The sequence below is a fragment of the Haloechinothrix halophila YIM 93223 genome (assembly GCF_000504245.1).
Taxonomy (GTDB): Bacteria; Actinomycetota; Actinomycetes; order Mycobacteriales; family Pseudonocardiaceae; genus Haloechinothrix_A; species Haloechinothrix_A halophila.
Genome location: NZ_KI632509.1, coordinates 3,150,465 through 3,175,749, shown reverse-complemented (window position 1 = coordinate 3,175,749; position 25,285 = coordinate 3,150,465). Strand labels below are relative to the sequence as shown.

Genomic DNA, 25,285 nt, shown 5'->3' with positions numbered 1-25,285 from the left:
GGGCCAGGGGAGGGATACGTGCAACCAGCACGGCACGACGGCATGCACCGCCGGGGCTGATCGTCCGCAAGGTCCTCCCGCGAGACCTCGGACCACGCGCACCGGGCGGTGCGCGTACCAGTGGCAGGTCTTCGGACTCGCGGACGTCTCCCGGCTCAACAGGCCGAGCGTTCCTACTAGCCGTCGCTTCCCAGACCGTGTCGGTCCAGTGCGGTCCCGGTCGCGACCGGGCACGGCGTTCGTTCCCGCACACCGCTGCGGGGCAGTCCCGGATTCGCACCGGGTTCCCTCTTGCCTCGTCCGCCCACACCCCGCGACCGCGGTCACGTGCCGTGGGTGAACGAACCACCAGCACCACCCACCGTAGTGATCACGCGCGAGACAGCAAGGGCGTTCGGAATGTGGACGACGATCTCAGGGAAAGCGCGGCGCGGCCGTGGCGCACCTGACGTCGTCCTTTCCGGCGGACGACGCCGTCGCGAGAGCCACGTCACAACCGCGGCTTCGCCGGGCATATGGTCGCGAGAAGCCGACACACCGCAACGAATCCGGCCCGAATCTCGCCATATCCCTGGCGACGTCGGAGCGGCGGGTCACTGGAACAGCGGAGTCAGTTCCTCGACGACGACGTCCAGCGGCTCGGTGCTGCGTTCCGCGCGGCAGAGCACCACCGCGCCCTCGATCGCCGCCACCGCGACCTTCGCCAGGCGCTTCGACCGCTCGCTGGGTAGTCCCGCCGCGATCAGCAGCTCACGCAGCTTGTCCTGCCACGCCCAGAAGATCTCGCGGACGGCGTCAGCGGCTTCGGGCAGGTCACCCCGGTTGTCGACGGCGAGCGCGACGACAGGGCACCCCGCTTGGAAGCTGCTCTCGGTGAGTGTGCGTCGCCAGTAGTCGACGAAGCTGTCCAGCACGACGTGCGGCTCACCCGCGGCGGGCCTGATGTGCCTGCCGATGTGGTTGCCAGCCTGCCGCACCGCGCTGAGCACCATCTCGTTCCGGCCGTGGGGAAAGTGGTGATACACCGACCCGCGCGGCGCCCCGCTGTGCGCGAGGACGGCGTCGATGCTGACACCCGAAGCGCCCCGTTCCCGCAGCAGGGTCACGGCGCTGTCGACCATGCGCTGTCGCGTCCGTCCCGGTAGGCGCTTCATCGTCCATCCTCTCGTGGTGTGGCGGCATTCCGCGACGTTCAGTGACCAAGTATCTACTATGACATAAAGCTTAGAGCGCCGCTAGGCGGGGCAAGGCTGAGACTGCGTGCATCCGGTAAGAGCACGGACGCGGCGGGCGCGCGGCCATGCCTATGCGGAGACGTTCTGGCGTAGCCTCAGCGCCGTGGATGATCTCGCTGATCTGCTCCGACACGTTATGGGCGGCGGCGAACCCGGCGACCGCGCATCTCGTCGATGGCATTGAGCTCGCCGATTCGTGGGGGTGCGACGGGCACAAATGGCTGAATGTGCCCGTACGACGCCGGATTCAGTTTCTGCGCGCGGCCAGACGTTCACGTCGCGGCGGTGCGGCGCGACGGCACGTGCTGGCTCGGCGCGACGACCTGGCGCGGACGACGGCTGCTGCGCATCTCGGTGTCGAACTACGCCACCGCGGCCGACGACGTCGACCGCGCCGCGGATGCCATCCTGCGTGCGGCCGGATGGTGAGCTACCCCTGCCTGGCGGGCTCCGTGCGGTACCCATTCGTCGCGTCCGGCGCCGCGTCACCGGCACGTCCCGCATCCTGGCCAGGCAGGACCGCGGGCGGGTGGCCGTACGACAGTTCCGCGTGCAGCCGGGTGCCGATGGGGTAGTGCGTGGTGTGCGGCTGCAGTGACCGCAGCCGCCGCCCGGAGTGCAACATCACCGTGTGCAGGATGAATCCGCCCTGGAACTCGGTGCCGACCACGCGTGCGGTGCCGTTCTCGCCGGGACGCAGCACCACCTCGTGTGGGCGCACCATCACCTCGAGCGGATCCACCCTGCCGACGACGTCGTCCGGCGCCCGCACGGACCCGGCCTCGGTGACCAGGGTGTCGCCGGTCAGCTCAGCGGGAAGAAAGTCAGCGTCGCCCATGAACGTCGCCACGAACCGGTTCGCTGGTGTGTGGAACACCGGCTCGGGCGCGCCGAGCTGTTCGATGCGGCCCGCGCGCATCACCGCCACGCGGTCGCCGACCGCCAGCGCCTCGGCCTGGTCGTGGGTGACGAACACGGCGGGGGTGCCGGTCTTACGCAGCAGCTCCATCGTGTCGGCGCGGATCTGCGTGCGCAGGTGACGGTCCAGGTTGGAGAACGGCTCATCGAGCAGCAGCAACTCGGGCCGGGGCGCGAGCGCGCGGGTCAGCGCCACCCGCTGCTGCTCACCGCCGGATAGCTCGTGTGGATAGCGGTCAGCCAGCCGCTCCATCGCGATCATCGCGAGCGCCTCGGCGACTCGCTCCCGACGACGGCCACCGGAGAGCCCGGTGAGTCCGAACGCGACGTTCTCCGCGACGGTCAGATGCGGGAACAGTGCGTGATCCTGGAACACGATGCCGACGTCGCGTCGCTCCGGCGCACGCCAGACGCCGTCCCCAGCGACCGGCCTGCCCGCGATCCGCACCGTGCCCGCGTCGGGTTCCTCCAGCCCGGCGATCAGCCGCAGCAACGTCGACTTTCCGCAGCCGGACGGTCCGACCAGTGCCAGCACTTCGCCTTCGTCGAGGTGCAGGTCCAGTGTGGCCACGGCGGGCACCGTGCCGTAGTCCTTGCGGACACCGTCGAGTTCCAGTGCGCGTGGTTGGCTCACCGTGCTCCCTCCAGACCTCGCCGGTCCTTGCCGATCAGCAGTACGACGGGGACGAGCGCCACCGCCACGATCGTCAGCGCGGGCAGCGCCGCGCTCTCCCATCGGCTCTCCGACGCCAGCTGGTACGTCCACACCGCGAGCGTGTCGAAACCGAACGGCCGCAGCAGCAACACGATCGGCAGTTCCTTGAGTGCGTCGATGGTCACCAGCACCAGGGCGGTGACGACACCGGTGCGCACCAGCGGCAGGTGGACCTTCCCCAGCACCCGTGCGGGGGACGCGCCGAGCGACAGTGCCGAGGCGGTCATGGCCGGACTGACCTTGGTGAAGCTGGCGTCGATGCTGTGGTAGCTCAGCGCAAGGAACCGGACGACGTAGGCATAGATGATGCCGATGACCGAGCCGGTCACCAGTAGCCCAGTGCCGCCGGGCACACCGATCGCTTCCAGCCCGGTGTCGAGGTGCGCGAACGCGATCAGCACACCGATCGCGACGACGACGCCGGGGATGGCGTAGCCGACGGTGGTGGCCTGCGCGGCGATCGTGGTGATCCTGCCGCCGGTCATGCGGGTGCTGTGCGCGATGAGCAGCCCGATCACGGCGCAGCTGACGGCGGCGATCGCGCCGATGACGAGGCTGTTGGTCGCATAGCCCGCGTAGCGTGGGTTGAGCAGCTTGGCCGCACCGGAGAGCAGGTCAGCGCCGGACCACCACAGCAGCTGGAGTGCGGGCAGTCCGAACGCGGCGGCGAGCACGGCGACGCAGGCGCCGGTCGCCAGCCAGCGGCGTGCGCCGGTCAGTCGCACCGTTGCCAGCCCGCGCCCCCTGCCACCCTTCTGGTGGTAGCGCGCCCTGCCACGCAGCAGGCGTTCCGCCGCGATCACCGCGACGGCGAACAGCAGTACCAGTCCCGCCAGCTCGGTGGCGGCGGCGCGGTCGAACTGGCCCTTCCATACCTGGTAGACGCCAACCGACACGGTCTGCACGTTGAAGTACGACACCGTGGCGAAGTCGGTGAGCGTCTCCATCAGCACCAGCGCCAGCCCCGCTGCCAGTGACGGCCGGGCCAGTGGCAGCACGACCCGGATGGCGGCGCGGCCGCGGCTGGCGCCGAGCGTGCGGGCGGCTTCGAACGTGGCGGGTGCCTGCTCAAGCAGCGCGGCGCGCACCAGCAGGTAGACGTACGGATACAAGCTCAGCGACAGCACGAGCGCGGCCGCGGGCAGCGAGCGGACGTCGGGGAACCAGACGTCGGCGCCGAAGACCGTACGCAGGCCGGTCTGCACAGGGCCAGGGGCGTCGAAGATCGCGAGGAAGACGAACCCGAGGACGTAGGCGGGCATCGCCAGTGGAAGCACGAGCAGCCAGCGGAACACCCCGCTGCCAGGGAAGCTGTGCACGGTCACCAGCCAGGCGAGGCCAGCGCCGAGCACCAGTGTGCCGACGGTGACGCCGGCCATCAGCGCCAGCGTCGAGCCGATCATGCCGGGCAGCACCGTGGACCACAGCCGCGCCCAGACGTCAGGCGTCGGGTTCAGCGCACCGGCCGTGACCTCGGCGACCGGGATGACGACGAACACCGCCACCGCCATGACCAGCAGCGTCCAGCCGATTCGGCTGCCGATACGCCGCCGCGCGCGAGCCGGGGGTTCCGGCGTCGCGCGCGGCGGGGCGGGGGAGGCCGTGCTCACTCGTAACCGGCCTCGTTCATCACCTGCACGGCCTTGCTGTTCAGCTCGCCGTAGGCCTGGGCGTTGATCGGCTCGTAGTCGAACTCACCGAAGTCGGAGATGATCGGCTCGGGCTCGACGTCCGGATTCACCGGGTACTCGTGGTTGCCGTCGACGAAGGCGTTCTGCCCCTCGGTGGCCAGCCACTCGATGAGCTGCTGGGCCTGCTCCGGGTTGTCGGAGTTGGCGATCACGCCTGCGCCCGAGATGTTGACATGGGTGCCGCGGCCGTCCTGGTTGGCCCAGAACGGCGTCACCGACAGATCGGGGTTATCCGCGAGCAGGCGGGCGAGGTAGTAGTGGTTGGTGATGCCGACGTCGCAGGTCCCGGCGTCGATGTTCTCCAGGATCTGGATGTCGTTGCTGAAGATCTCGACGTCGTTGTCGACCCAGCCCTCGACGATCTTCGTCGCGCGCTCCTCGCCGTGCTCATCGATCATCGCGGCGACAAGCGACTGGGTGTACGGGCTGGTGGATTCGCGCATGCACAGCCGGCCCTGCCACTTCGGGTCGGTCAGGCCGGCGTAGGTGTGCTTGCCCGCGAACTCGGCTTGCGTGACCTCATCCGGGTTGTACATCACGGTGCGGGCGCGCATGGCCAGCCCGTACCAGCGCTGGCCGGGGTCGCGCAGGCCCTCGGGGACGGCGTCGGCGAGCGCGGTGGAGTCGAGCGTGGCGAGCAGGCCGTCCTCGGCCGCCTTCCACAGGTTGCCCGCGTCGACGGTCATGTAGACGTCGCCGGTGGTGTCCTCTCCCTCGGCCGAGATGCGCTCGCGCAGTTCGGCGTCGGAGCCGCTCAGAAACTCGACGGTGATGCCGGTTTCGTCTTCGAAGTTCGTGAACGCCTGCTCGAGGTCATAGTGCCGACCGGTGTACACCTGGATGTCGGCTTCCTCGCCGGACAGGACCCCGCAACCGCCAAGGGCGAACATAAGGGTAGCCACCACGGCCAGCACGGGCGAGCGCATCGCACTCCTAACTCGACCGGGTCCAGCCGGGCTGAGAACCGGCGCGCCGGTGCGTTGTCACTAGATCAGGTCAAGGATAGCTTAGGCAAAGCTAACACGGCGAGCAACGAATCAGCGCGCGCCGGATGTTTCTGTGGCGCGGACCTCAGCGGGCGAGCGCGGCATGCGGATGATCTCGGTCGGCAGCTCCGCCAGTGTCGGGCAGCGCGGTGGGCGCTGACGCCACACCATGTCGATGAGAATCAACGCCTGCAACAGGATGGCGCCGATGAGCCAGCCCGCGATGATGTCGGTGACCCAGTGGGTGTCGAGATAGTACGAGATCAGGCCCATCAGCAGCGACAGCGTGATGACGATGCGGATCGCGGCGCGCCGTCGTTGCAGGTAGCCGTACGTGATGAGCAGGTAGGCGAGCAACCCCCATGTGATCACGACGTTGGCGGTGTGGCCCGACGGGAAGATCATGCCGTCCACGAACGGCGAGGTGTCACCGAACTGCGGCTTCCCCCGTCCGTAGCTGAGCTTGAGCACGCCCACGACGAAGTTGACGGCGAGCAGCGCGACGATGCTGAGCACGATCGGCCGCCAGGTGCGCTGGAATCGAGCCAACGTCGTCGCACAGCCAAGCAGCACGCCCGCGATCGGCTCGCGCTGCCCGATGTGGTCCGCGCCGAGTGCGATGGCGGTGAGGACCGGGTGTGCCTCGGCGTTGACCAGCGTGCGGGAGGCGCGATCGATGAAGATCAGCACCCCGTCATCGGCCCACACCTGGACGAGCACGACGACGAGCATGGCGAAGCACACCGCGAGCCGCAGCACGGCTGGTCGGTGCCGCGTCACCATGGTTCGCAGCGTGGTTCGGAGGGTGGTCCGCAGTGTGGACGTCATCGAGGACGCCGTCGAGGACGCCGTCGAGGACGTCGGTGGGGACAGGGACGTCGTCGCGGATGAGGGCCATGCGCCAGCGCTCACAGCACCATCCTTGGATCCGTTGGGGGTGGGCGGGGACTCCCGTGAGGCTGCCACCAGCGATGTCGCGGTTTCCACTGCCGCATCCGGCGCAATCGGGACGATCGGGTGTGAATGTCGCGAACTCCGGCCCCGTTTGGGGCTTTGGCTGGGAAATGTCGTGACCAGGATTACCTAGCCGGTGGAGCGGGAACACCGTTCGCGGCGTCGCCGTCGTAGGCGCTGCTGCCAGAAACCCGACCAGGAGGCCGCAGATGTCCGAACCACAATCTCTTCCACAGGATGCCGTACTGGTCGGGTTCGATGGCTCGGCACACTCCCGGAGGGCCGTGTTGTGGGCGGCGGACGAGGCCGCGTCGAGCGAGCGGGATCTGGCGATCGTGCAGTCGTATGAGTGGTCGGTGTCGATGATGGGGGACTACGACGATCGCCTCCGGCGGCACGCGTCCGATCAGGTCGATGAGGTGGCGGTGGAGGTGCGCGCGAACCACCCGGAGTTGCCGGTGCACACCCGGATTCCGCGCGGACGTCCGGACGACACGATCCCTGACATCGTAGCGGAGAGCGAGCCTCGGCTGCTTGTGCTCGGTGCGAGCGGCCTTGGCGCGGTCTCGCGCGTCGTGCTCGGTTCGACGGCGGGCGCGCTGGTGCGGACGGTGCACGTGCCGATCGTCGTCGTCCGTGGGGAGCACTCCGCGCCGAGCACGGCGCCGGTCGTCGCCGGACTCGACGGGACGTCGGCTGGCGACCGTGCGGTCGAGTTCGCGTTCGACTTCGCCGCACGGCATGGCGCCCCGGTGCGAGTCGTGCACGTGGTCGCGGGCACCTCGCACCTGTCGCCCGGCGCACCCTCGGTGCCAGTGGCTCCCAGGGAGCCACTGGATGCGGGACAGGAGGAAGCCAAGCCGAGCGAGGACGCCGTGGCGCTGCGGGTCGAGCGGCTGTTGGAAGGGCATCCCGTGAAGGACGTCGAGACCGACGTCGTCGTCGGCCAACCCGCAGGGGCGCTGATGGATGCCGCCGCGACGGCGCAACTGCTGGTGGTGGGCACCCACGGTCGCGGCCTGCTCGATCGGATCATCCTCGGTTCGGTCAGCCGCGCCGTGCTGTACCACGCGCCCTGTCCGGTGGGGCTACTACACCCGCGCTGACCGGCCGCCAGCGCCGGCGTTCTCTCCTCGCCCCGACACGGCACAAAAAATGTGTCGTGTCGGGGCGAGCGTCGCGAGAAAAACCATCGTCAGGTGAGCGAAATGGTGTCGAAACCGTGGCGAATGGCCGCCATGCTCGCGGTGGTGAATGCGAGGCCGTGCTGGCGATAATGATTACGCTTTTCCAGGGTATCACCGTGATTCTAGTAATCATTGTCGTTTCGCCGGGTTTTTTTTTGTCTTCGATGTCCGCTGCTCTTCATCGTCTCGGAGAGGACTTATTGCAGGTCAGCGAGGTATAGAATCGCGGAAAGACTGCGTGTCACCCATTTTTCCTAGAACTTTTTGTGTCAGCCGTACGCCACTGTTCCGACCTTCGATGTGAGCTGTTAAGTGGCTGTTTTTTGTTTTCGAAATAGTCACACTTTCAGTCACGTCCGGACGACGAAACCCGTCAAAGGAGTTGGAATGAGGCTACGGAAACAACGAGTCGCGACACGTGTGAGCGTGACCGCGATACTAGCAGCGGGAACGGCCGCGGTGCTTACCCTGCCCGCGACAGCCGAACCGGTGACCCCAACGGTCGAGGCCGACACGATGGCAGCGGCGATGCAACGCGATCTCGGGCTCAGTGAGCAGGAGGCCGAGCAGCGGCTGCGCAGCGAGACCGCGGCGCGCAAAGCTGACAGGACGGTGCGGTCCGAGCTCAAGGACAGCTTCGGCGGTTCATACTATGACGCCGAGCTGGGCAAACTGGTCGTCGGCGTGACAGACAAGGCCAAGTTCGACGAGGTCCGCGCGGCAGGCGCACAGCCTCGCCGGGTCGATGACAGTGCCGCTGAACTGGATGCGATCGTTGAGCAACTCAACGACGCGGACGCGAAGGTTCCCGACGCTGTCGCTGGCTGGTACGTCGACGTCGAGAACAACTCGGTGGTCATGACCACCGCCCTTGGCACCACTCGAGAAGCCAGGGCATTCGTCAGGTCCGCTGGCGTCAAGCAGTCCGATGTCGACATCGTTCAGTCCACGGAGGATCCGCGGACGCTGATGAGAATCATTGGCGGCAACGCGTACTACATGGCCAGTGGCGGGCGTTGCTCGGTCGGTTTCGCGGTCTCCGGTGGCTTCGTGACCGCGGGCCACTGCGGCAGGTACGGCGAGGGCACCTCGTCGCCAAGCGGCTACTTCGCGGGCTCGTCGTTCCCTGGCAACGACTACGCCTACGTCAGCACTGGCTCCGACGACACGCCGATGCCATGGGTGAACATGTACAACGGGTACGCCCGGGTCGTGCAGGGTTCGAGTGAGGCCCCGACTGGTTCGTCGGTCTGCCGTTCGGGCTCCACAACGGGCTGGCACTGCGGCTACATCCAGGCCAAGAACCAGACCGTGTCCTATCCGCAGGGTACCGTGTACGGCTTGACCCGCACGAATGTCTGTGCGGAGCCCGGTGATTCCGGTGGCTCGTTCATCTCGGGCAGCCAGGCGCAGGGCATGACCTCCGGTGGTTCCGGCAACTGCAGCTGGGGCGGCACCACCTACTTCCAACCGGTCAACGAGGTCCTCAGGGCCTACGGGCTGAGGCTGACTACTGGCTGATCATCGCTGACCGCGACAGGACGGTGTGGTGACGGGGTGTCCCGTCACCACACCGTGCTGCCGCGTGGCCATCGGCAGAGCGCGATGCTTTCTCGTGCGCGATATGACTTCGAACACGCACGAATCGACAGATCCTAGGCCAGGATGACGCGCACACCGGCGTGTTCGATGCGGCTGACGGCGTCTGCTGGGGCACCGGTGTCCGTGACCAGCACGTCGACATCGTCGATGGCGCAGATCCTGGCGAACGCGCTGTGGCCGAGCTTGGAGCCGTCCGCGACTACGACGACCTGCCGCGCACGGGTGACCATGAGGGTGTTGATGCTGGCCTCGCCCTCGTGGTGGGCGCAGGCGCCGTGAGCGGCGTCGATCCCGTTCACACCGAGGAAGACGACGTCGAGGCTGAGCTGTTCCAGGACCGGCGTGGCCAGCGGGCCGATCAGCTCGTACGACTGGGTGCGGGCGACACCGCCGGTCGCGACGACCTTGAGGTGCGGGCGCACGGTGAGTTCGTTGGCGATATTGAGCGCGTTGGTCACGACGGTGATCTGGGTGCCGGAGTTCTGCAGCTCGGCTGACGTCGCGATGCGGCGTGCGACCTCGGTGGTCGTGGTCCCGCCATTGCTGGCCACTACGGCGCCAGGGGAGATGAGTTCCGCCGCCGCCTTGCCGATGCGCTGCTTCTCCGGAGCGTGTTTGGCGCTCTTATAGCGAAGTGGCAGGTCATAGGCGGTCGCGTTGGGCACCGCGCCGCCGTGGGTGCGTGTCAGGAGCTGCTGACTGGCCAGCGCGTCCAGATCCCGGCGGATGGTCGCGGGGGAGACGTCCAGCTCGCGGGCCGCGTCATCGACGTCCAGGCTGCCGCGTTCCGCGAGCAGGTCGAGCAACGTGTTGAGGCGGCTGTACTTGCTCATGTCGCATCCCTCTCCGCCGATCATTGCGCGATTGTGCGCAACTCTGACAAAATAATGCATTATCGCGCAGCTACGCGCGTTCCGTGCAGGATCATCACTCTAGAAGGGCCCCACCATGACGCACATCGACGCCGAGATCACGAGCCAGCCCGAGCTGTGGCGGAAGGCAGCGGAGCTGGCCGTGACCGGTGCCGACGCGCTGCCAGGCCGGGGGCAGCGCGTCGCCGTCGTCGGGTGTGGCACTTCGCTGTACATGGCGCAGACGTACGCCGCACTGCGGGAGGCAAGCGGGCACGGCGAGACCGACGCGTTCCCTGCGTCCGAGCTGCCCGCGCGTCGCTACGACGCCGTGGTCGCGCTGACCCGCTCCGGAACGACGACCGAGGTCGTCGACCTGCTGACCCGGCTACGCGGCACGGTCCCGACCACGGTGCTCACCGCCGATCCCGATACACCGGTCATGGCGGTCGCGGATCGAGCGCTCGTGCTGGACTTCGCGGACGAGCGATCGGTCGTGCAGACGCGGTCCGCGACCTGCGCGCTGGTGCTGCTGCGTGCGCACCTCGGCCTCGACGTCGACGCGCTTGTCGCGGACGGCGAGGCCGCGCTTGCCGACGAACTGCCAGCCGGCGCCGTGGAGCGGACGCAGTTCACGTTCCTCGGCACGGGGTGGACGGCCGGCTTGGCCAATGAAGCCGCGCTGAAGTTGCGTGAGGCGGCGCTGGCATGGGCGGAGTCCTATCCCGGGATGGAGTACCGGCACGGCCCGATCAGCGTCAGCGATGAGCGCAGCGTGGTGTGGGCGCTGGGCACACCACCGCCCGGGCTCGCCGACGAGGTCGGCCGCACTGGTGCGATGTGGGTCGAGTCCGCGCGTGATCCGCTCGCCGAGGTGATCCGGGTGCAGCGGCTCGCGGTCGCGTTGGCCGTGCGGGACGGCGTCGATCCCGACTACCCGCGCAACCTCACCCGGTCGATCATCCTCACGAACGCCTGAGCCCGATACCGTTGGGCATGACCTCGGATTGCGTCATCGCGGTCGACGTCGGCGGCACGTCGGTGAAGGCCGCGGTGGTTGACGAGCGCGGCGCCGCCATCGCCCCGGTCAGCGTGCCGACGCCGCGTGGCGCCGAGCGGGTGGCTGATGAGATCGCCGCTCTCGTGGACGAGTTGGCGGACGCGGCGCACGCGCGCGAGCTGACGCCGGTCGCGCTCGGTGTCGTCACCCCTGGCCTCGTGGACGAGGACGAGGGGACGGTGCTGCTCGCGGGCAACCTCGGCTGGCAGGACGTCCCGATGCGAGCGCTGGTGGAGAAGCGGAGCACACTGCCGGTGGCGTTCGGACACGACGTCCGCGCTGGCGGACTCGCGGAGGCCGTGCTCGGCGCGGGACGCGGCGCGGGCGATCATCTGTTCGTGGCTATCGGTACCGGGGTCGCGGGTGCGGTGATGCTCGGCGGCACGGCCTATGGCGGCGGCGGGTACGCCGGGGAGCTCGGACACATCGTCGTCGAGCCGGATGGACACGCCTGCGCGTGCGGTGGCAGGGGATGCCTTGAGGCCGTGGCGTCGGCGCGCGCGATCGCCAGGCGATACGCCGAACGCGCAGGCGAGCCGGTGGCCGCCGCCGAGGTCGCGGCCCGCGCGGTGGCGGGCGACGGCCACGCCGTCGCGGTATGGGATGCCGCGGTGGCCGGGCTGGTGGAGGCACTGGCGGCCTACCTGTGCGTGCTCGCGCCGGAGACCATCGTGGTCGGCGGCGGGTTGGCGACGGCGGGTGAGCAGCTGCTGGGCCCGCTGCGTGCGCGATTGTCCGAACGGCTGACGATCCAGCGCGTGCCGCGGGTAGTACCAGCCGAGCTGGGGGAGCGTGCCGGATGTCTGGGGGCCGGGTTGCTGGCCTGGCGCACGGCCGGCAGAGAGGTGCGGCCGTGACGGTGCTGAGGAGTGCTCGGGTGGTGGCTGGCGATCGGGTGCTCGACCGGGGCTGGGTCCGGGTCGAGGGCGCGCGGATCGTCGAGGTAGGGGATGGTGCCGCGCCTGGTGACGATGCCACACCTGACGGCCACATCGACCTCGGTGGGGCGTGGCTGGTGCCCGGCTTCGTCGACATCCACGTGCACGGCGGCGGGGGCGCGTCGTTCTGTGCGGGCGATCCGGCGCAGGCGCGCCGGGCGGCGGAGTTCCACCGGTCGCACGGCAGCACCACGATCATCGCCAGCCTGGTGACCGCGTCCGCGTCCGATCTGCTGGCGTCCGTGCGGATGCTGGCTGACCTCGTCGCGGACGACGTCATCGCTGGGGTGCACCTGGAGGGGCCGTATCTCGCCGCTGCCCGGTGCGGTGCGCACGATCCCGCGCTACTGCGCGCGCCTGACCCCGCTGAGATCGCCACCGTGCTCGACAACGGGCGGGGCACGATCCGTCAGGTCACCATCGCGCCGGAGCTGCCTGGCGCGCTGGAGCTGATCACGCACCTCGCCAACGCCGGAGTCGTCGCGGCGCTCGGCCACACGGATGCGACGTACGCGCAGGCCCGAGCCGGTTTCGACGCGGGAGGCAGGCTGGCGACGCACCTCTATAACGGCATGCGCCCGATACACCACCGTGAACCCGGCGTCGTCACGGCGGCGCTGACCGACGAGCGAGTCGCCGTTGAGCTGATCAACGACGGAGTGCATCTGCATCCGGCGATCGTCCGGGACGCCTTCGCGCGCGCTGGTGCGGACCGGGTGGCGCTGGTGACCGACGCGATGACGGCCGCGGGCGCGGTCGACGGCGAGTACGACCTTGGCGGGCAACGTGTCGTCGTCACCGACGGCGTCGCGCGCCTTGGCGGCGGCGGTGCGATCGCGGGGAGCACCCTCACCATGGATGTCGCACTCCAGCGTACGGTGCGGGCTGCCGGGGTGTCCGTTGTGGACGCCGTGTGCGCCGCGGCAACGACCCCGGCCCGCGTCCTCGGTCTGGATGACGTCGGCGCGATCGAGCCGGGACGGCTGGCCGATCTCGTTGTGCTGACCGACGATCTGGCCGTGCGCGGGGTGATGCGCCACGGGCAGTGGGTGTGAGCGGGCGCGGTCGGGCCGGCGCGTGGATCTTGATGCTCCTCGGTGAACCATATCGCCAGTTCACATCAAGATCGTCCTGGTAGCCCGATCATCCATCGCCGCAACGAGTACGTCACGGCAAACGTTCGCATTGTCATCCACCGATCGCCGTGCCGTCATGCGGATGTGCCCATTCGTACGGCAAGTTATCCCCATGTCCGGCAACGCGCGCCCCTACTCGGGGCGATGTCGCTCATCCTGCCCGCATGGAAACAGTCGACAGACAATCCGGCGTCGTAACCGTTCGCCAGGCACTTACGTCCCTCACCCGCAGTGAAATTCGCACAAGAGTGAGCAGTGGACGTTGGCAGCAACCGTACCGAGGGGTGCTGGTGACGCATAACGGCCCACTGACCCCGGAACAGGACATGTGGGTGTGCCTGCTGGCGGCGCCGCCCGGCTCCGCGCTTGCTGGTCCCACCGCTGCCCGGCTAGAAGGGCTGCAGGGGTTCGCCTCCACCTCGACGTGGGTCGTCGTCCCGTATGGGAAGCCAAGAATTCGCCGTGACAGTGTGACCATGTTGTGGTCGATACGCCTTGGCCCGGACGATGTCCATCCGTCGCGCGAGCCTCGTCGCACTTCCATCGAACGCAGTGTGCTGGACATGGCCAGCAATGCACCGAGCCAGCGTGCCGCACGCGCACCACTCCTCGCCGTCGTTCAACAGGGCCTCACGGTTCCCGATAGGCTGCGCGAAGCTCTGACGCGGCGTGGCCCGTGCAAGTACCGTGCAGTGATTACCGAGACGATCGACGACGCCGAAGGCGGCGTTCAGTCGCTGCCCGAGCGGGCGTTCGATCGGATTCTTCGCAGGCGTGGACTTCCGGGGCCGACTCGCCAGTATGTCGTCCGCAGGCCCGATGGACGGTACTATCTCGACGCCGACTGGGCGGACTACGACTTGTCCGCTGAGGTCCACGGCTTACCGCACCTGGAAGTGCGGAACTGGGATGCGGATCTCGACCGGCACAACGAGCTGACCATTGACGGCAGACGGTTGTTGCAGTTCGCGTCGTATGCCGTCCGGCATGCTCCGTCGCGCGTCGCGGATCAAGTGGAGCGCGGACTTCGACGGGGTGGATTCCGGCGGTAGCAACGCGTGGATCTTGATGCTGTTTGGCGATACGTATCGCCAAACAGCATCAAGATCCGCACCGGCCGCAGGCGGACACGGCCGGATGTCGGTCCGTCGCGGGCGTGGGGCATCGCGGGATGTCCGCCCGTCACGGGCCGCGTGGGGTCGTCTAGCCGAGCCCGCCCGCGATGGCGGTGATCAGCTCGCCGTCCGTCGTGTCACCGGACAGCTCCCAGAAGAAGGCGCCACCGAGCCCGTGCTGGCGGACGTACGACATCTTGCCGCCGATGGTGCTGGGCGTGTCATAGCTCCACCATTCCTCTCCGCAGTGGGCGTACGCGGTGCCCGCGACGGTGCCAGTGGCGGGGCAGCGGTTCGTGAGGACCTTGTAGTCCTCGACGCCCTTCTCATACGTTCCCGGTGCCGCTCCGGAAGCCGAGCCGCCCGGTTCGGACTGCGTCACGCCGGTCCAGCCTCGACCGTAGAACCCGATGCCCAGCAACAGCTTCTCGGACGGAATGCCCATACCGGTCAGCTTCTGGATGGCGTCATCGGTGTTGAAGCCCTGCTGTGGGATGCCGTCGTAGGCGGTCAACGGCGAGTGCGGCGCCGTAGGGCCCTGCGACGCCCACGCGCCGAAGAAGTCGTACGTCATCACGTTGTACCAGTCGACGTACTGGGCGGCTCCCGCGTAGTCGGCGGCGTCCATCTTGCCGCCGCTCGAGGCGTCCGCGGTGATCGCGGCGGTGACCAGCTCATCGGATCCGAACCGGTCGCGCAGCGCGCCCATCAGGTCCTTGTACGCGCTGAACCCGCTGTCGTCGCAGCTCTTTCCGCAGGCGTTCGGGTATTCCCAGTCGATGTCGATGCCGTCGAAGACGTCGGCCCACCGGGGATCCTCGACCAGCTGGTAGCACGACTCGGCGAACGCGGCCGGGTTCCGCGCGGCCTCACCGAAGCCGCCGGACCAGGTCCAGCCACCGAACGACCACAGGATCTTCAGGTCTGGATGCATCTCCTTCAGCTTGCGCAGCTGGTTGAAGTTGCCGCGCAGCGCACCGGCGTCCCACGTGTCGGCCTCACCGTCCACACTGGATGCGGCGTCGTAGAACTTGTCGTAGGCGGCATAGCTGTCGCCGATGGTGCACTCGCCGTTCTGCACGTTGCCGAACGCGTAGTTGATGTGGGTCAGCTTGTCCGCCGACCCACTGGTGACGATGTCCTTCACGTGATAGTCGCGGCCGTAGACACCCCACTCGGTGAAGTACCCGAGGTTCTTGGCGCTACCGGTGTCCGGCGGGGGCGTGGTCGGGTCAGGGCTGGACGTCGTGGTCGTGGGCGACGTCGTCGTGGTGGTCGTTGTCGTAGGCGGAGTAGTTGTCGTGGTCGGTGGGGGAGTACCGCCGTCGCAGGGCTCGCCGTTGACCAGGCACCCGGTTGGCGGTGTGGACTCCCCGCTGTAGGTGACGACGAACCCGAAGCTGACGTGTCCGCCTGCCTCGACGGTGCCGTTCCAGCTCTTGTTGTTCACCGTGACGTGCTGGCCGTCGACGGTGTGGTCGCCGTCCCATAGCGAGCTGATCGACTGCCCTGCCGGCAGATCGAACTCGACCGTCCAGCTTGACAACGAGTTGGAGCTACCGTTGGAGATGGTGTATTTGCCCTCGTAGCCGGTGCCCCAGTCGCTGCTCATGCTGAAGCTCGCGGTGACGCCGGTGGCGCCACTCGCGGGCACCACCGCCAGGGCGGTGATGACCGTGCCGATCGCGACGAATAGGGCGACGAGGTGCCATCGAATCGTGGACATGTGCCTCCTTGCCTCTGGCAGACAAGAAGGCGGGCAGGTGTGCGACACATTGGCGGCCATCGCGGCGAGGATGTCAACCCTGCGGCCACGGAATGACTGCGAATGGAGCAGCGGTCACGTCGCCGCGGTCGACGCCAGAAGTTCCTCGCGTGCCCGTTCCAGCGCGGCGTACAACGCGCCGCGCAGTACCGGGTTTCCCGCCACTTCGGTCACCGCGATGTGGGGCGTGACGGGGCAGATCCGCCCGACCGCCCCGTTGACCCTGGTCGTGAGGTGCGAGCCGCCCGCGCGGCCCAGATCGCCCGCGATGACGAGTAGTTCGGGGTCGAGCACGATGCCGACGGCCGCCACGCCGAGCGAGATCCGGGTGGCCAGCTCGTCGAGGAACGCGCCGCCGCCGTCCGCATCGGCCACCGCGGCGGTGACGCAGTCGACGGCGGTCGGCGCGGTGAGCCCGTGGGAGCGGGCGAGGTCGACGACGGCGTCCGCGCCGATCAGCGAGCCGAAGCCACCCGCCAGCGCGGGCTTGCCCCACGACTGCGACTCGCGCACCGAGTCGGGCAGCGGCACCCCAGGCACCGGCAGGTAGCCGATCTCGCCAGCGCCACCGGACCGGCCCCGATACAGCTGCCTGCCCAGCATGATCGCCATACCGACGCCACGGTCGATCCAGATGAGACAGAAGTCCTCCGCGTCCGTCGCCGCCCCATACTCCCGTTCGGCGATCGCCACGAGGTTGACGTCGTTCTCGATCAGCACGGGACGGCGCAGGTCGGAGCGCAGGGCGTCCAGCACTCCCTCGTGCCAGTGCGGCAGGTCGAAGGCGAACCGCATGTCCCCGGTGCGGGGGTCGAGCACACCGGGCGTGCCGATCACCACCGCGCTGAGCTGCGCCTCGGCCACCCCCGCTGAGGCGCAGGCCCTGGCGATGGCGTCGTGGACGACGCGCACCGGCTCGGCCTGGCCGTTCGGGTCGACGGTGACCTCGGTGGCGTGCGTGCCGGTGATGTCGGTGATGCCGACGGTCACCGAGTTCGGGCCGACGTCGAGCCCCGCGACGTACGCGCTGCCGGGGATGACCCCGTAGAGCGCGGCGTTCGGACCTCTGCCGCCTGCCTGCTCTCCCACCAGTCCGATCAGCCCACGTTCCTGCAGCCGGGACAGCAGCTGCGACGCGGTGACCTTGGACAGTCCGGTCCGCTCACCGATCTGGGCTCGGGTGAGCGGACCGGCGTCGAGCAGCAGTTCCAGCGCCGCGCGGTCGTTGAGTTCCCGCAGCAGCTGGGGCGTGCCCGGACGTCGGCTCATCGCGGATCTCCTTGCGAATTCTGTTCGACTCTTCCGAATAGGAAAGTTTCCTGTTAGTTTACCAGAGGGTCGACGACGGCCCAGCACAACGCGCAGACACCGGCGGGCAGGTGGTTGCGAGTGATGTCTCGGTCGTGGCTGGCCGTGGTGCCATGTCACGACCGAGACAGCCCCGAACACCCCGCGCCGCGTACCGCCGCGCGCTCCTAACCTGACCCCACGGAGGACATCCCGTGAAACGAGCACGTCTTTTCGGCGGCCTCGCCGCCATCGCTCTCGCCGCCACCGCGTGCGGCGGCAACACCGAGCCAGCCGCGGACGAACCGGCCGAGCAGGCCGAGATCCGGTTGTGGCTCAACGGTCCAGACACGCCGCAGCCGATGCGCGACTGGCTGGTCGACAACTTCGAGGAGCAGAACCCCGGCGCCACGCTGACCATCGAGGAGCAGCAGTGGGAGGGCCTGGTCGACCGGCTGACGACGTCGCTGTCAAGTGAAAGCGAGACCCCGGACGTCGTCGAGGTCGGCAACACCCAGGCCGCGACGTTCAGCACGGCTGGGGCGTTCAGCGATATCACCGGCATGCTGCCCGAGCTCGGTGGTGACGACCTGCTGTCCGGCTTCGTCGAGGCGGGCAGCGCCGACGGCAAGACCTACGCGGTGCCGCTCTACGCCGGTTCGGCCTACGTCTTCTACCGCAAGGACTTGTTCGCGGAGTCCGGCCTCGAGGTCCCGGAGACGATGACCGAGTTCGTCGACGCGGCGGTCACGCTCGCCGAGGACAACGCCGACGTCAAGGGGTTCTCCGGGTTCTGGCTGCCCGGTCAGGACTGGCGCGACGGGGTGGCGTTCGTGTGGGACGCGGGCGGCGAGCTCGCCGTCGAGGAGAACGGCGAATGGACCGGCGCACTGTCCACACCGGAGTCACTGGACGGCCTCGAACGGGTGCGGACACTGTTCCAGGACGCGTCCGGCGCGCCGAAGGACGGCAACGAGGCCGAGCCCGAGGTACCGTTCTGCGCCGGTCAGATCGGGATGATGCTGCGGCCGGGTTGGGTGATGGGCAGCCTGGCCGATAAGGAGGTCGGCTGCCCGAAGCTGGCGAAGCAGGTCGGCGTGTTCGCGCTGCCCGGCTCGGACGGCGAACCGGCCCCGGTGCTGCTCGGCGGTTCGAACATCGCGGTGTCGGCGCAGTCGCCCAACCAGGAACTGGCACGGAGCCTCGTCGAGCTGATGCTCAGCGACGAGTTCCAGCGGCAGTACGCCGAGAACGGCCTGACCCCGGCGAAGGTGTCGCTGGCGAAGCACCTTGGCGACGACGAGTACGCGGAGGCGACCAGGGCCGCGGTGACCAACGCCAAGTTGACCCCCGCCGCGGCGGGCTGGGCGAAGGTCGAAGGGTCACGGGTCCTCGAGGACCTGTTCGTCGGCATCGCACACGGGCGAGACGTCGAGAAGCTCGCCGCCGAGGCCGACGAGACCATCACCCGGTTGCTGTCGGGTAGCTGACGTGCTGCTTCGCCGAGCGAAGCGGGGCGCCGCGTCACCGGCGCGGGCGACGCGGCGCCCCACCGCTTTCCCCTACGTCCTGCTGGTTCCCGCCGTGCTTGTGCTGCTCGCGGCGATGGGCTATCCGCTTGCCAGACAGGTCGTGCTGTCGGTTCAGGAGTTCGGGCTGGCGCAGCAGTTCGGCCAGCCACCGGAGTGGGTCGGCCTTGACAACTACCAGCAGCTGGCCAGCGACGGCTACCTGTGGCAGGTCATCGGCCGGTCAGTGGCGTTCTGCCTGGCCGTCGCCGGGTTGACCATGGTGGTTGGCACGGCGCTCGCGGTGCTGATGACGCACATCTCGCGGGCGGCGCGGCTGCCGCTGCAGGTGGCGTTGCTGCTGGCGTGGGCGATGCCGCACCTGGCGTCGCTGACCGTGTGGCAGTGGTTGTTCGACTCGCAGTACGGCGTGATCAACTGGCTGCTGGTGCGGCTGGGGCTCGAGCAGTTCGCCGGGCACTCCTGGCTGATCGAGCCGCTGTCGTTCTTCGTGGTCGCCGCCATCGTGGTGACATGGATGAGCGTGCCGTTCGTCGCGTTCAGCGTCTACGCCGGACTCACCCAGGTGCCCGGCGAGCTGCACGAGGCGGGCGCGATCGACGGGGCGAGCCCCCGGCGGCGGTTCTGGCTGATCACGGTGCCGATGATCAAGCCGGTGCTGCTGATCGTCGGGCTGTTGCAGATCATCTGGGACCTCAAGGTGTTCACCCAGATTTTCGTGTTGCAGGACGCGGGCGGCATCACCCGTGACACCAACCTGATCGGCACCTACATCTATCGGCTCGGCATCGGTCAGGGCGAGTTCGGCATGGCCAGCGCCGCGTCGATCTTCATCCTGCTGGTCACCGTTCTGCTGAGCCTGGCGTATGTGCGGCTGCTCGCCCGTGAGGAGGGGTTATGACGGGGCTTGTGACATCGGCGGCGCGCCGCAGGAGCTACAGCGTGCTCGCCGTGGTGCTGGCGCTGCTCTGGGCGTTCCCGGTGTACTGGATGATCAACAGCTCACTGCTGCCGTATAACCAGATCCGCAGCGCCGAGCCGACGTTCTGGCCGAAGGACGGCGGTTTCGCCGCGTACGGCAGAGCGTTCGACAGCGGGTTCTTCGCGGCGCTGCGAGTGTCCGCGATGGTCACCGCGATCACGATCGGCGTGGCGCTGCTGTTCGCGTTCTTCGCCGCGCTCGCGGTGTCGCGGTTTCATTTCCGGGGGCGCAAAAGCTTCATCATCACGGTGCTCGTGGTGCAGATGATCCCGGTCGAGGGGCTGTTCATCTCGCAGTACAAGATGCTCGAAGGCTGGCAACTGCTGAACAGCGTCGTCGGGTTGTCGCTGCTCTACATCGCCACCGTCGTGCCGTTCACGATCTGGATGCTGCGCGGGTTCATCGCGGGTGTGCCGTTCGAGCTGGAGGAAGCCGCGCTCGTCGACGGCTGCGGCCGTGTTCAGGCGTTCTTCCGCGTCACGCTGCCGCTGCTCGCGCCTGGCCTCGCCGCCAGCGGCGTGTTCGGGTTCGTGCAGGCGTGGAACGAGTTCGCCCTTGCTCTCGTCGTCATGTCCCGGCCGGAGAATCGCACGCTGCCGCTGTGGCTGCGCACGTTCACCGAGGCGAACCGGGCCGACGACTGGGCGGGCATCATGGCCGGTTCGGTGCTGATCGCCGTGCCGGTGTTGATCTTCTTTCTCTTCGTGCAACGCCGGATGGCCAGCGGGCTGGTGACCGGCGCGGTGAAAGGCTGACCATGAGTGTGTCCTCCCATGACCTGCGTTCCCTCGCGCTGACCACGTTGTTTCCCGGCTTCGTCGGGACCGCCGAGCCGCCGTCGTGGGTCGGACGGCTGGCCGCCGACGGACTCGGCGGCGTGGTGCTCTACGGCCGCAACATCGATCCTGACCTCGGCGACGACGGCGTGGCCGCGCTGACGTCGCCGTTGCGGGCTGCCGGGCTGCTGGTCGCCATCGATGAGGAGGGCGGCGACGTCACTCGGCTGGACGCAGCTGTCGGCTCGGCCCTGCCTGGCAACGCCGCGCTCGGCGCGCTGGACGACCACGCACTCACCGAGGAGGTGGCCGCCGAGCTGGGCGGACGGCTCCGCCGCTGCGGGATCGACCTGAACTTCGCGCCGGTCGCCGACGTCGACACCAACGCGGAGAACCCCGTCATCGGGGCACGGTCGTTCGGGGCGGACCCCGACCTGGTCGCGCGGCACGTCGCGGCGTTCGTGACCGGGCAGCAGCGGCACGGCGTGGCCGCGACCGCCAAGCACTTCCCTGGCCACGGCGGAACCAGCGAGGACAGCCATCTCACGGTGCCGGTGCTCGATGAGCCGATCGACGTCATCCGGCGCACCGAGCTGCCGCCGTTCCGTGCGGCGATCAAGGCCGACACCAAGGTGGTCATGACCGCGCACGTCCGGGTGCCCGCGCTGGACGCCGGCGAGATGGGCACGCTCTCGGCACCGATCGTCACCGGGCTGCTGCGGGACACGCTCGGGTTCGACGGTGTCGTGATGACCGACGGCCTGGACATGCGCGCGATCAGCGGCACCGTGGGCCACGCCGAGGCGGCGGTGCTCGCGGTGCGGTCCGGGGTGGACGCGCTCTGCGTCGGCGGGGACTCCACCGGGCCGGAGCTGGTGGCGGCCATGGCGGACGCGCTGGTCGACGCGGTGCGGTCAGGACGGCTATCCGAGGCGCGGCTGGCGGAGGCGGCCGGACGGGTGCGGGCGCTGCGGGCGTGGTCGCGCGGGCAGTTCCCGGGAGTGAGCGGGGACGGCTCCGGTGGCGCGAGCGGGCTTCTGGCAGGCACCGGTGCCGGTGATGGCATTGGTCCCGGTGTGGCGGCGACGGCGCGGGCGACCCGCAGGGCCGTGCGGGCCGCCGGCGACGTCCGGCTGGCCGAACCGCCACTAGTGCTTGAGCTGCACGACCCGCCGTCGATCGCGGCGGGCGAGGTTCCGTGGGGAATCGGCACGCCGTTGGCTGCGCGGCTGCCCGGCACCACGATCGCCCGGCTCAACGCGGACGGTCCGCCGGTCGCCGAGGTGCTGGCGGCCCACCCCGGACGACGGGTGGTGATCAGCGTGCGCGGGATCCACCGGCATCCGTGGCAGGGTGGCGTGGTCGAGCAGGCACGGCTGGCGCGGCCGGATCTGATCGTCGTCGAGCACGACGTCGGCTCGCCCGCCGACGTCCTGGGCCCGCACCACGTGCTGGCCTTCGGTGCGGCACGGGCGACCGCCGAGGCGGCGGCGGACCTGCTCAGCCCGGGCTGGCGTCCGGGCGACTCGGCGTGACGTGCCGTGACGCATCCCACGTCCGCCCGGCGCACGGTTTAAGGTGAGGCTAGCCTAACCTTCCGATAGGATGTGCTGAGGAGGGTCGGATGAACCTAGCCACGAACCGGGTGCCCACGACGCCCTGGACGTCGCCCCAGCTGCGGGCGATGGAGGCGGTGGTCGCGACCACGCCGTACCGGCTGTTCGAGGTCACGGTGCGTCGCACGCAGCGGCTGAGCCCGAGCTTCCTGCGCATCACCGTCACCGGATCCGACCTGCATCGATTCGCCGACAACGGCTTCGATCAACGGTTCAAGCTGGTGCTGCCGCTTCCTGGTATCGGATTCGATCACCTCGGCAGGGGAACCGACTGGTACCAGCGCTGGCGGGAACTGCCCGGCGAGCTGCGCAATCCCGTCCGCACCTACACCGTGCGCGCGGTGCGCCCCGCACGCCGCGAGGTGGACGTCGATGTCGTGCTGCACGGTGACACCGGGCCGGTGTCACGCTGGGCGTCGCGGACAGGGCCTGGTGACGTCGTGGCGTTCGTCGGTCCGGACGCCTGGTATCCCGGCGACCACGGTGGCGTCGGCTTCCACCCGCACGCTGGTGCGGAGATCCTGATCGCCGGGGACGAAACCGCGGTGCCCGCCGCGACGAGCATCCTGGAATGCCTGCCCGCCGACACCACGGGCGAGGCGCTGCTCGAGGTGCCGCACTCCGCCGACGTCCTCCCAATCGAGCATCCGTCCGGCGTGCGCGTCACGTGGCTGCCGCGTGACGGGGCGACGCACGGCGACCGGCTGATCCCCGCGGCGCGCGAGACCGCCGCCCGGCTGCTCGCGGCGGAGCGACGCAGGGCAGGGCAGTGCCTGCGCGAGATCGACGTTGACACCGACCTGCTCTGGGAGGTGCCGGACCCCGGCGACGGTACAGCGGGTGGCGGGCTCTACGCCTGGCTCGCCGGTGAGGCCGGGGTGATCAAGACGTTGCGCCGCTACCTGGTCACCGACCTCGGCGTCGACCGGCGCTCGGTGGCGTTCATGGGCTACTGGCGGCTCGGACGCGGCCATCCGCTGTGACGGCTCACGCCATGGTGATCCCTACGGGTGTGATCAGGACAACCACATCACCGGACGTAGATACTTAGGTTTGGTTTACCTAATAAGGTAGGGTCACCTTCCGGTGAATCGGAGGTGACTGGTGACTGTTCGTGATGTGCTGGTGGCGACTGACAAGCTCGCCGTCGGGCACGGCAAGCGCCGCGTGCTCACCGACGTCGACCTCACGCTGACGGCAGGCGACGTCACGCTGCTGGTCGGGCCGAACGGCTGCGGCAAGTCCACGCTGCTGCGCACCGTCGCCGGGCTGCTGCCTCCGCTTGACGGTGCCGTGCGGATCGACGGTGTCCCGCTCCGCTCGCTGTCGCGTCGCGCGTTGTCGCGACGACTGGCGTTCCTGCCGCAGACCTCGCAGATCCCGGCCGGTGTCACCGTGCGCGAGCTGGTCCGGCACGGCCGCTACGCGCATCGCGGCGCGTTCGCCCGCCACACCGCGGAGGACCGCGAGTCGATCGACTGGGCGCTGTCGGTCACCGACGCCGAACCCCTGGCGGAGAAGTGCCTCGACGAACTGTCCGGTGGCGAGCGGCAGCGCGCCTGGCTGGCCACCGTGCTCGCGCAGCGGGCGAAGATCCTGCTGCTCGACGAGCCGACCACCTACCTCGACCTGCGGCACCAGTTCGACGTCCTCGACGTGGTGCGCACGCTGGCGCGGGACTACGACATCGCATGCGGTGTCGTGCTGCACGACTTGATGCATGCCGCCGCCTATGGCGACACCGTCGTGGTCATCAGCGAGGGCAGGGTGCTGCGTTCCGGGCCGCCGGAGGACGTGCTGACCTCCGATGCGATCGAGCGCGCGTTCGGCCTCAGCGTCAACGTCGTCCGCGACACCGAGACCGGCCACCTGGCGTGCTTCCCGCAGCGACCCCCGGTCGCGTCCTGAATAGACGTTCCCGAACAACACCCCGGAAAACAAGGAGGAACTACATGAACAGCCTCGTACGTGCGGTGACGGCGGGTGGCGCCGCCGTGGCGCTCGCGCTGGCGGCAGGATGCGGCGGCGGCACCGTCGCCGACCCCGGCTCGGAGGAGACGTCGAGCGCCAACTCGGGCCCGATCTCCGTGGCGACCGCCAAGGGTGACGTCACGCTGGACGAGCCCGCGACCAAGGTCGTCTCGCTGGAGTGGTCCTACACCGAAGAACTGCTCGCGCTGGGAGTGACCCCGGTCGGCGCCGCTGACTCCGAGGCCTACGCCGAATGGGTCACCGCGCCCGGGGCGCAACTGCCGGATGACGTCACCGACGTCGGCTCACGGCAGGAGCCGAGCATCGAGAAGATCAAGGCGCTCGACCCCGACCTGATCGTCTCCGACGTCGACCGGCTGACCGCGAACTTCGACCAGCTCAACGAGATCGCGCCGGTCGTGGCCTTCGACCCGACCGAGAAGCCGCAGCTGGAGACGATGAAGACGAACTTCACCGAGCTGGCGGAAGCCGTCGGCAAGGAGGGCAAGGCCGAGGAGGTGCTCGGCGAGCTGGACTCGAAGGTCGACGAGGTCACGAGCACGCTCGACGAAGCGGGCGAGTCGGGCGGCACGTTCGCGCTCGCGCAGGGCTACACCGCGGAGGGCGCGCCCGGCATCCGCATGTTCACCAGCGACACGATGGCCGCGTCCCTGCTGGAGTCGGCCGGGCTGGAGAACGGCTGGGACGGCAAGCCGGACAGCTGGGGCATGACCACGGTCGGCGTCGAGGGCTTGACCAAGGTCGACTCCGGCGCCAGCTTCCTCTACGTCGCGCTGAAGTCCGACGACCCGTTCACCAGCGTGCTGAAGGACAACGCCGCGTGGCAGGACCTGTCGTTCGTCAAGCAGGACGACGTCGCCGCGCTCGACCCGGGCACCTGGCTGTTCGGCGGGCCGCTGTCGGCGATGCAGTTGCTTGACGAGACCGCCAAGGCCTACAGCGCCTGACGG

At 68.9% G+C, this 25,285-nt stretch carries 21 protein-coding genes, 1 pseudogene and 1 riboswitch; of the genes and pseudogenes, 14 read left to right on the top strand and 8 right to left on the bottom strand.

Annotated elements, in window-relative coordinates; genetic code table 11:
- Nucleotides 1-105 precede the first annotated feature (105 nt).
- Nucleotides 106-337, bottom strand: a riboswitch (cobalamin riboswitch).
- Between the two features lie 256 nt (nt 338-593).
- On the bottom strand, nt 594-1,154 hold the full coding sequence (locus tag AMYHA_RS14530) for a TetR/AcrR family transcriptional regulator (RefSeq protein WP_084037238.1): 561 nt from the start codon (nt 1,152-1,154) through the stop codon (nt 594-596).
- A 215-nt stretch (nt 1,155-1,369) separates the two neighbouring features.
- On the opposite strand from AMYHA_RS14530, the pseudogene AMYHA_RS14525 reads away from it, so the two are divergent.
- Nucleotides 1,370-1,664 (top strand): annotated as a pseudogene (locus AMYHA_RS14525) (hypothetical protein); the annotation flags it as partial.
- Between the two features lies 1 nt (nt 1,665).
- On the opposite strand, the gene AMYHA_RS14520 reads toward AMYHA_RS14525, so the two are convergent.
- The 4 genes from AMYHA_RS14520 to AMYHA_RS25830 all read right to left on the bottom strand — a co-directional run bounded on the left by AMYHA_RS14520 (nt 1,666) and on the right by AMYHA_RS25830 (nt 6,328).
- Nucleotides 1,666-2,787 carry an ABC transporter ATP-binding protein gene (locus AMYHA_RS14520; RefSeq protein WP_196776899.1) on the bottom strand — a complete coding sequence of 374 codons (1,122 nt, stop codon included), beginning with the start codon at nt 2,785-2,787 and terminating at the stop codon, nt 1,666-1,668.
- Complete coding sequence (locus tag AMYHA_RS14515) at nt 2,784-4,478, bottom strand: ABC transporter permease (protein ID WP_034271752.1); 1,695 nt, start codon at nt 4,476-4,478, stop codon at nt 2,784-2,786. The genes AMYHA_RS14520 and AMYHA_RS14515 overlap by 4 nt, the downstream gene beginning before the upstream one ends.
- Entirely contained in the window at nt 4,475-5,485 is a 1,011-nt protein-coding gene (locus AMYHA_RS14510; protein WP_034271751.1) for an extracellular solute-binding protein, read from the bottom strand. Before AMYHA_RS14510 ends, AMYHA_RS14515 begins: the two co-directional genes overlap by 4 nt.
- Before the next feature lie 111 nt (nt 5,486-5,596).
- On the bottom strand, nt 5,597-6,328 hold the full coding sequence (locus AMYHA_RS25830; RefSeq protein WP_051399930.1) for a phosphatase PAP2 family protein: 732 nt from the start codon (nt 6,326-6,328) through the stop codon (nt 5,597-5,599).
- Between the two features lie 380 nt (nt 6,329-6,708).
- Between AMYHA_RS25830 and AMYHA_RS14495 the strand changes: the two genes are divergently transcribed.
- Entirely contained in the window at nt 6,709-7,605 is an 897-nt protein-coding gene (locus tag AMYHA_RS14495; RefSeq protein WP_034271747.1) for a universal stress protein, read from the top strand.
- A gap of 468 nt (nt 7,606-8,073) precedes the next feature.
- Nucleotides 8,074-9,207 (top strand): S1 family peptidase, encoded by a 1,134-nt coding sequence (locus AMYHA_RS14490; protein WP_034271745.1) that lies wholly within the window; start codon nt 8,074-8,076, stop codon nt 9,205-9,207.
- Between the two features lie 134 nt (nt 9,208-9,341).
- On the opposite strand, the gene AMYHA_RS14485 is transcribed toward AMYHA_RS14490, so the two are convergent.
- Complete coding sequence (locus AMYHA_RS14485) at nt 9,342-10,121, bottom strand: DeoR/GlpR family DNA-binding transcription regulator (protein WP_034271743.1); 780 nt, start codon at nt 10,119-10,121, stop codon at nt 9,342-9,344.
- Nucleotides 10,122-10,236: 115 nt separating this feature from the next.
- Here AMYHA_RS14485 and AMYHA_RS14480 point away from each other — a divergent pair, with 115 nt between their 5' ends.
- The 4 genes from AMYHA_RS14480 to AMYHA_RS27060 all read left to right on the top strand — a co-directional run bounded on the left by AMYHA_RS14480 (nt 10,237) and on the right by AMYHA_RS27060 (nt 14,325).
- Complete coding sequence (locus AMYHA_RS14480; protein ID WP_034271741.1) at nt 10,237-11,118, top strand: SIS domain-containing protein; 882 nt, start codon at nt 10,237-10,239, stop codon at nt 11,116-11,118.
- A 17-nt stretch (nt 11,119-11,135) separates the two neighbouring features.
- Nucleotides 11,136-12,056 (top strand): ROK family protein, encoded by a 921-nt coding sequence (locus AMYHA_RS14475; RefSeq protein WP_034271739.1) that lies wholly within the window; start codon nt 11,136-11,138, stop codon nt 12,054-12,056.
- Nucleotides 12,053-13,192, top strand: coding sequence for an N-acetylglucosamine-6-phosphate deacetylase (gene nagA, locus AMYHA_RS14470; RefSeq protein WP_034271737.1), 1,140 nt, complete (start codon nt 12,053-12,055; stop codon nt 13,190-13,192). Before AMYHA_RS14475 ends, nagA begins: the two co-directional genes overlap by 4 nt.
- 245 nt (nt 13,193-13,437) lie before the next feature.
- Nucleotides 13,438-14,325 (top strand): hypothetical protein, encoded by an 888-nt coding sequence (locus AMYHA_RS27060; protein ID WP_157362115.1) that lies wholly within the window; start codon nt 13,438-13,440, stop codon nt 14,323-14,325.
- Nucleotides 14,326-14,476: 151 nt separating this feature from the next.
- On the opposite strand, the gene AMYHA_RS14460 is transcribed toward AMYHA_RS27060, so the two are convergent.
- A complete protein-coding gene (locus AMYHA_RS14460; RefSeq protein ID WP_034271735.1) occupies nt 14,477-16,114 on the bottom strand; it encodes a glycosyl hydrolase family 18 protein in 1,638 nt (545 codons plus the stop codon).
- A 114-nt stretch (nt 16,115-16,228) separates the two neighbouring features.
- Nucleotides 16,229-17,422, bottom strand: coding sequence for an ROK family transcriptional regulator (locus AMYHA_RS14455; protein ID WP_034271733.1), 1,194 nt, complete (start codon nt 17,420-17,422; stop codon nt 16,229-16,231).
- Between the two features lie 233 nt (nt 17,423-17,655).
- On the opposite strand from AMYHA_RS14455, the gene AMYHA_RS14450 reads away from it, so the two are divergent.
- The 7 genes from AMYHA_RS14450 (at nt 17,656) to AMYHA_RS14420 (ending at nt 25,282) form a co-directional block, all read left to right on the top strand.
- On the top strand, nt 17,656-18,930 hold the full coding sequence (locus AMYHA_RS14450) for an extracellular solute-binding protein (RefSeq protein WP_034271731.1): 1,275 nt from the start codon (nt 17,656-17,658) through the stop codon (nt 18,928-18,930).
- 1 nt (nt 18,931) lies between these two features.
- Nucleotides 18,932-19,870, top strand: coding sequence for a carbohydrate ABC transporter permease (locus AMYHA_RS14445; RefSeq protein ID WP_051399928.1), 939 nt, complete (start codon nt 18,932-18,934; stop codon nt 19,868-19,870).
- Complete coding sequence (locus AMYHA_RS14440) at nt 19,867-20,706, top strand: carbohydrate ABC transporter permease (RefSeq protein ID WP_034271729.1); 840 nt, start codon at nt 19,867-19,869, stop codon at nt 20,704-20,706. The genes AMYHA_RS14445 and AMYHA_RS14440 overlap by 4 nt, the downstream gene beginning before the upstream one ends.
- 2 nt (nt 20,707-20,708) lie before the next feature.
- The gene (locus AMYHA_RS14435; RefSeq protein ID WP_051399927.1) at nt 20,709-22,262 is read left to right on the top strand and encodes a glycoside hydrolase family 3 protein; all 1,554 of its coding nucleotides are present in this window, start codon (nt 20,709-20,711) and stop codon (nt 22,260-22,262) included.
- An 89-nt stretch (nt 22,263-22,351) separates the two neighbouring features.
- The gene (locus tag AMYHA_RS14430; protein ID WP_231104759.1) at nt 22,352-23,326 is read left to right on the top strand and encodes a siderophore-interacting protein; all 975 of its coding nucleotides are present in this window, start codon (nt 22,352-22,354) and stop codon (nt 23,324-23,326) included.
- A 121-nt stretch (nt 23,327-23,447) separates the two neighbouring features.
- Complete coding sequence (locus AMYHA_RS14425) at nt 23,448-24,251, top strand: ABC transporter ATP-binding protein (protein ID WP_051399926.1); 804 nt, start codon at nt 23,448-23,450, stop codon at nt 24,249-24,251.
- A gap of 44 nt (nt 24,252-24,295) precedes the next feature.
- The gene (locus AMYHA_RS14420) at nt 24,296-25,282 is read left to right on the top strand and encodes an ABC transporter substrate-binding protein (RefSeq protein ID WP_051399925.1); all 987 of its coding nucleotides are present in this window, start codon (nt 24,296-24,298) and stop codon (nt 25,280-25,282) included.
- The last annotated feature ends 3 nt before the right edge of the window (nt 25,283-25,285 follow it).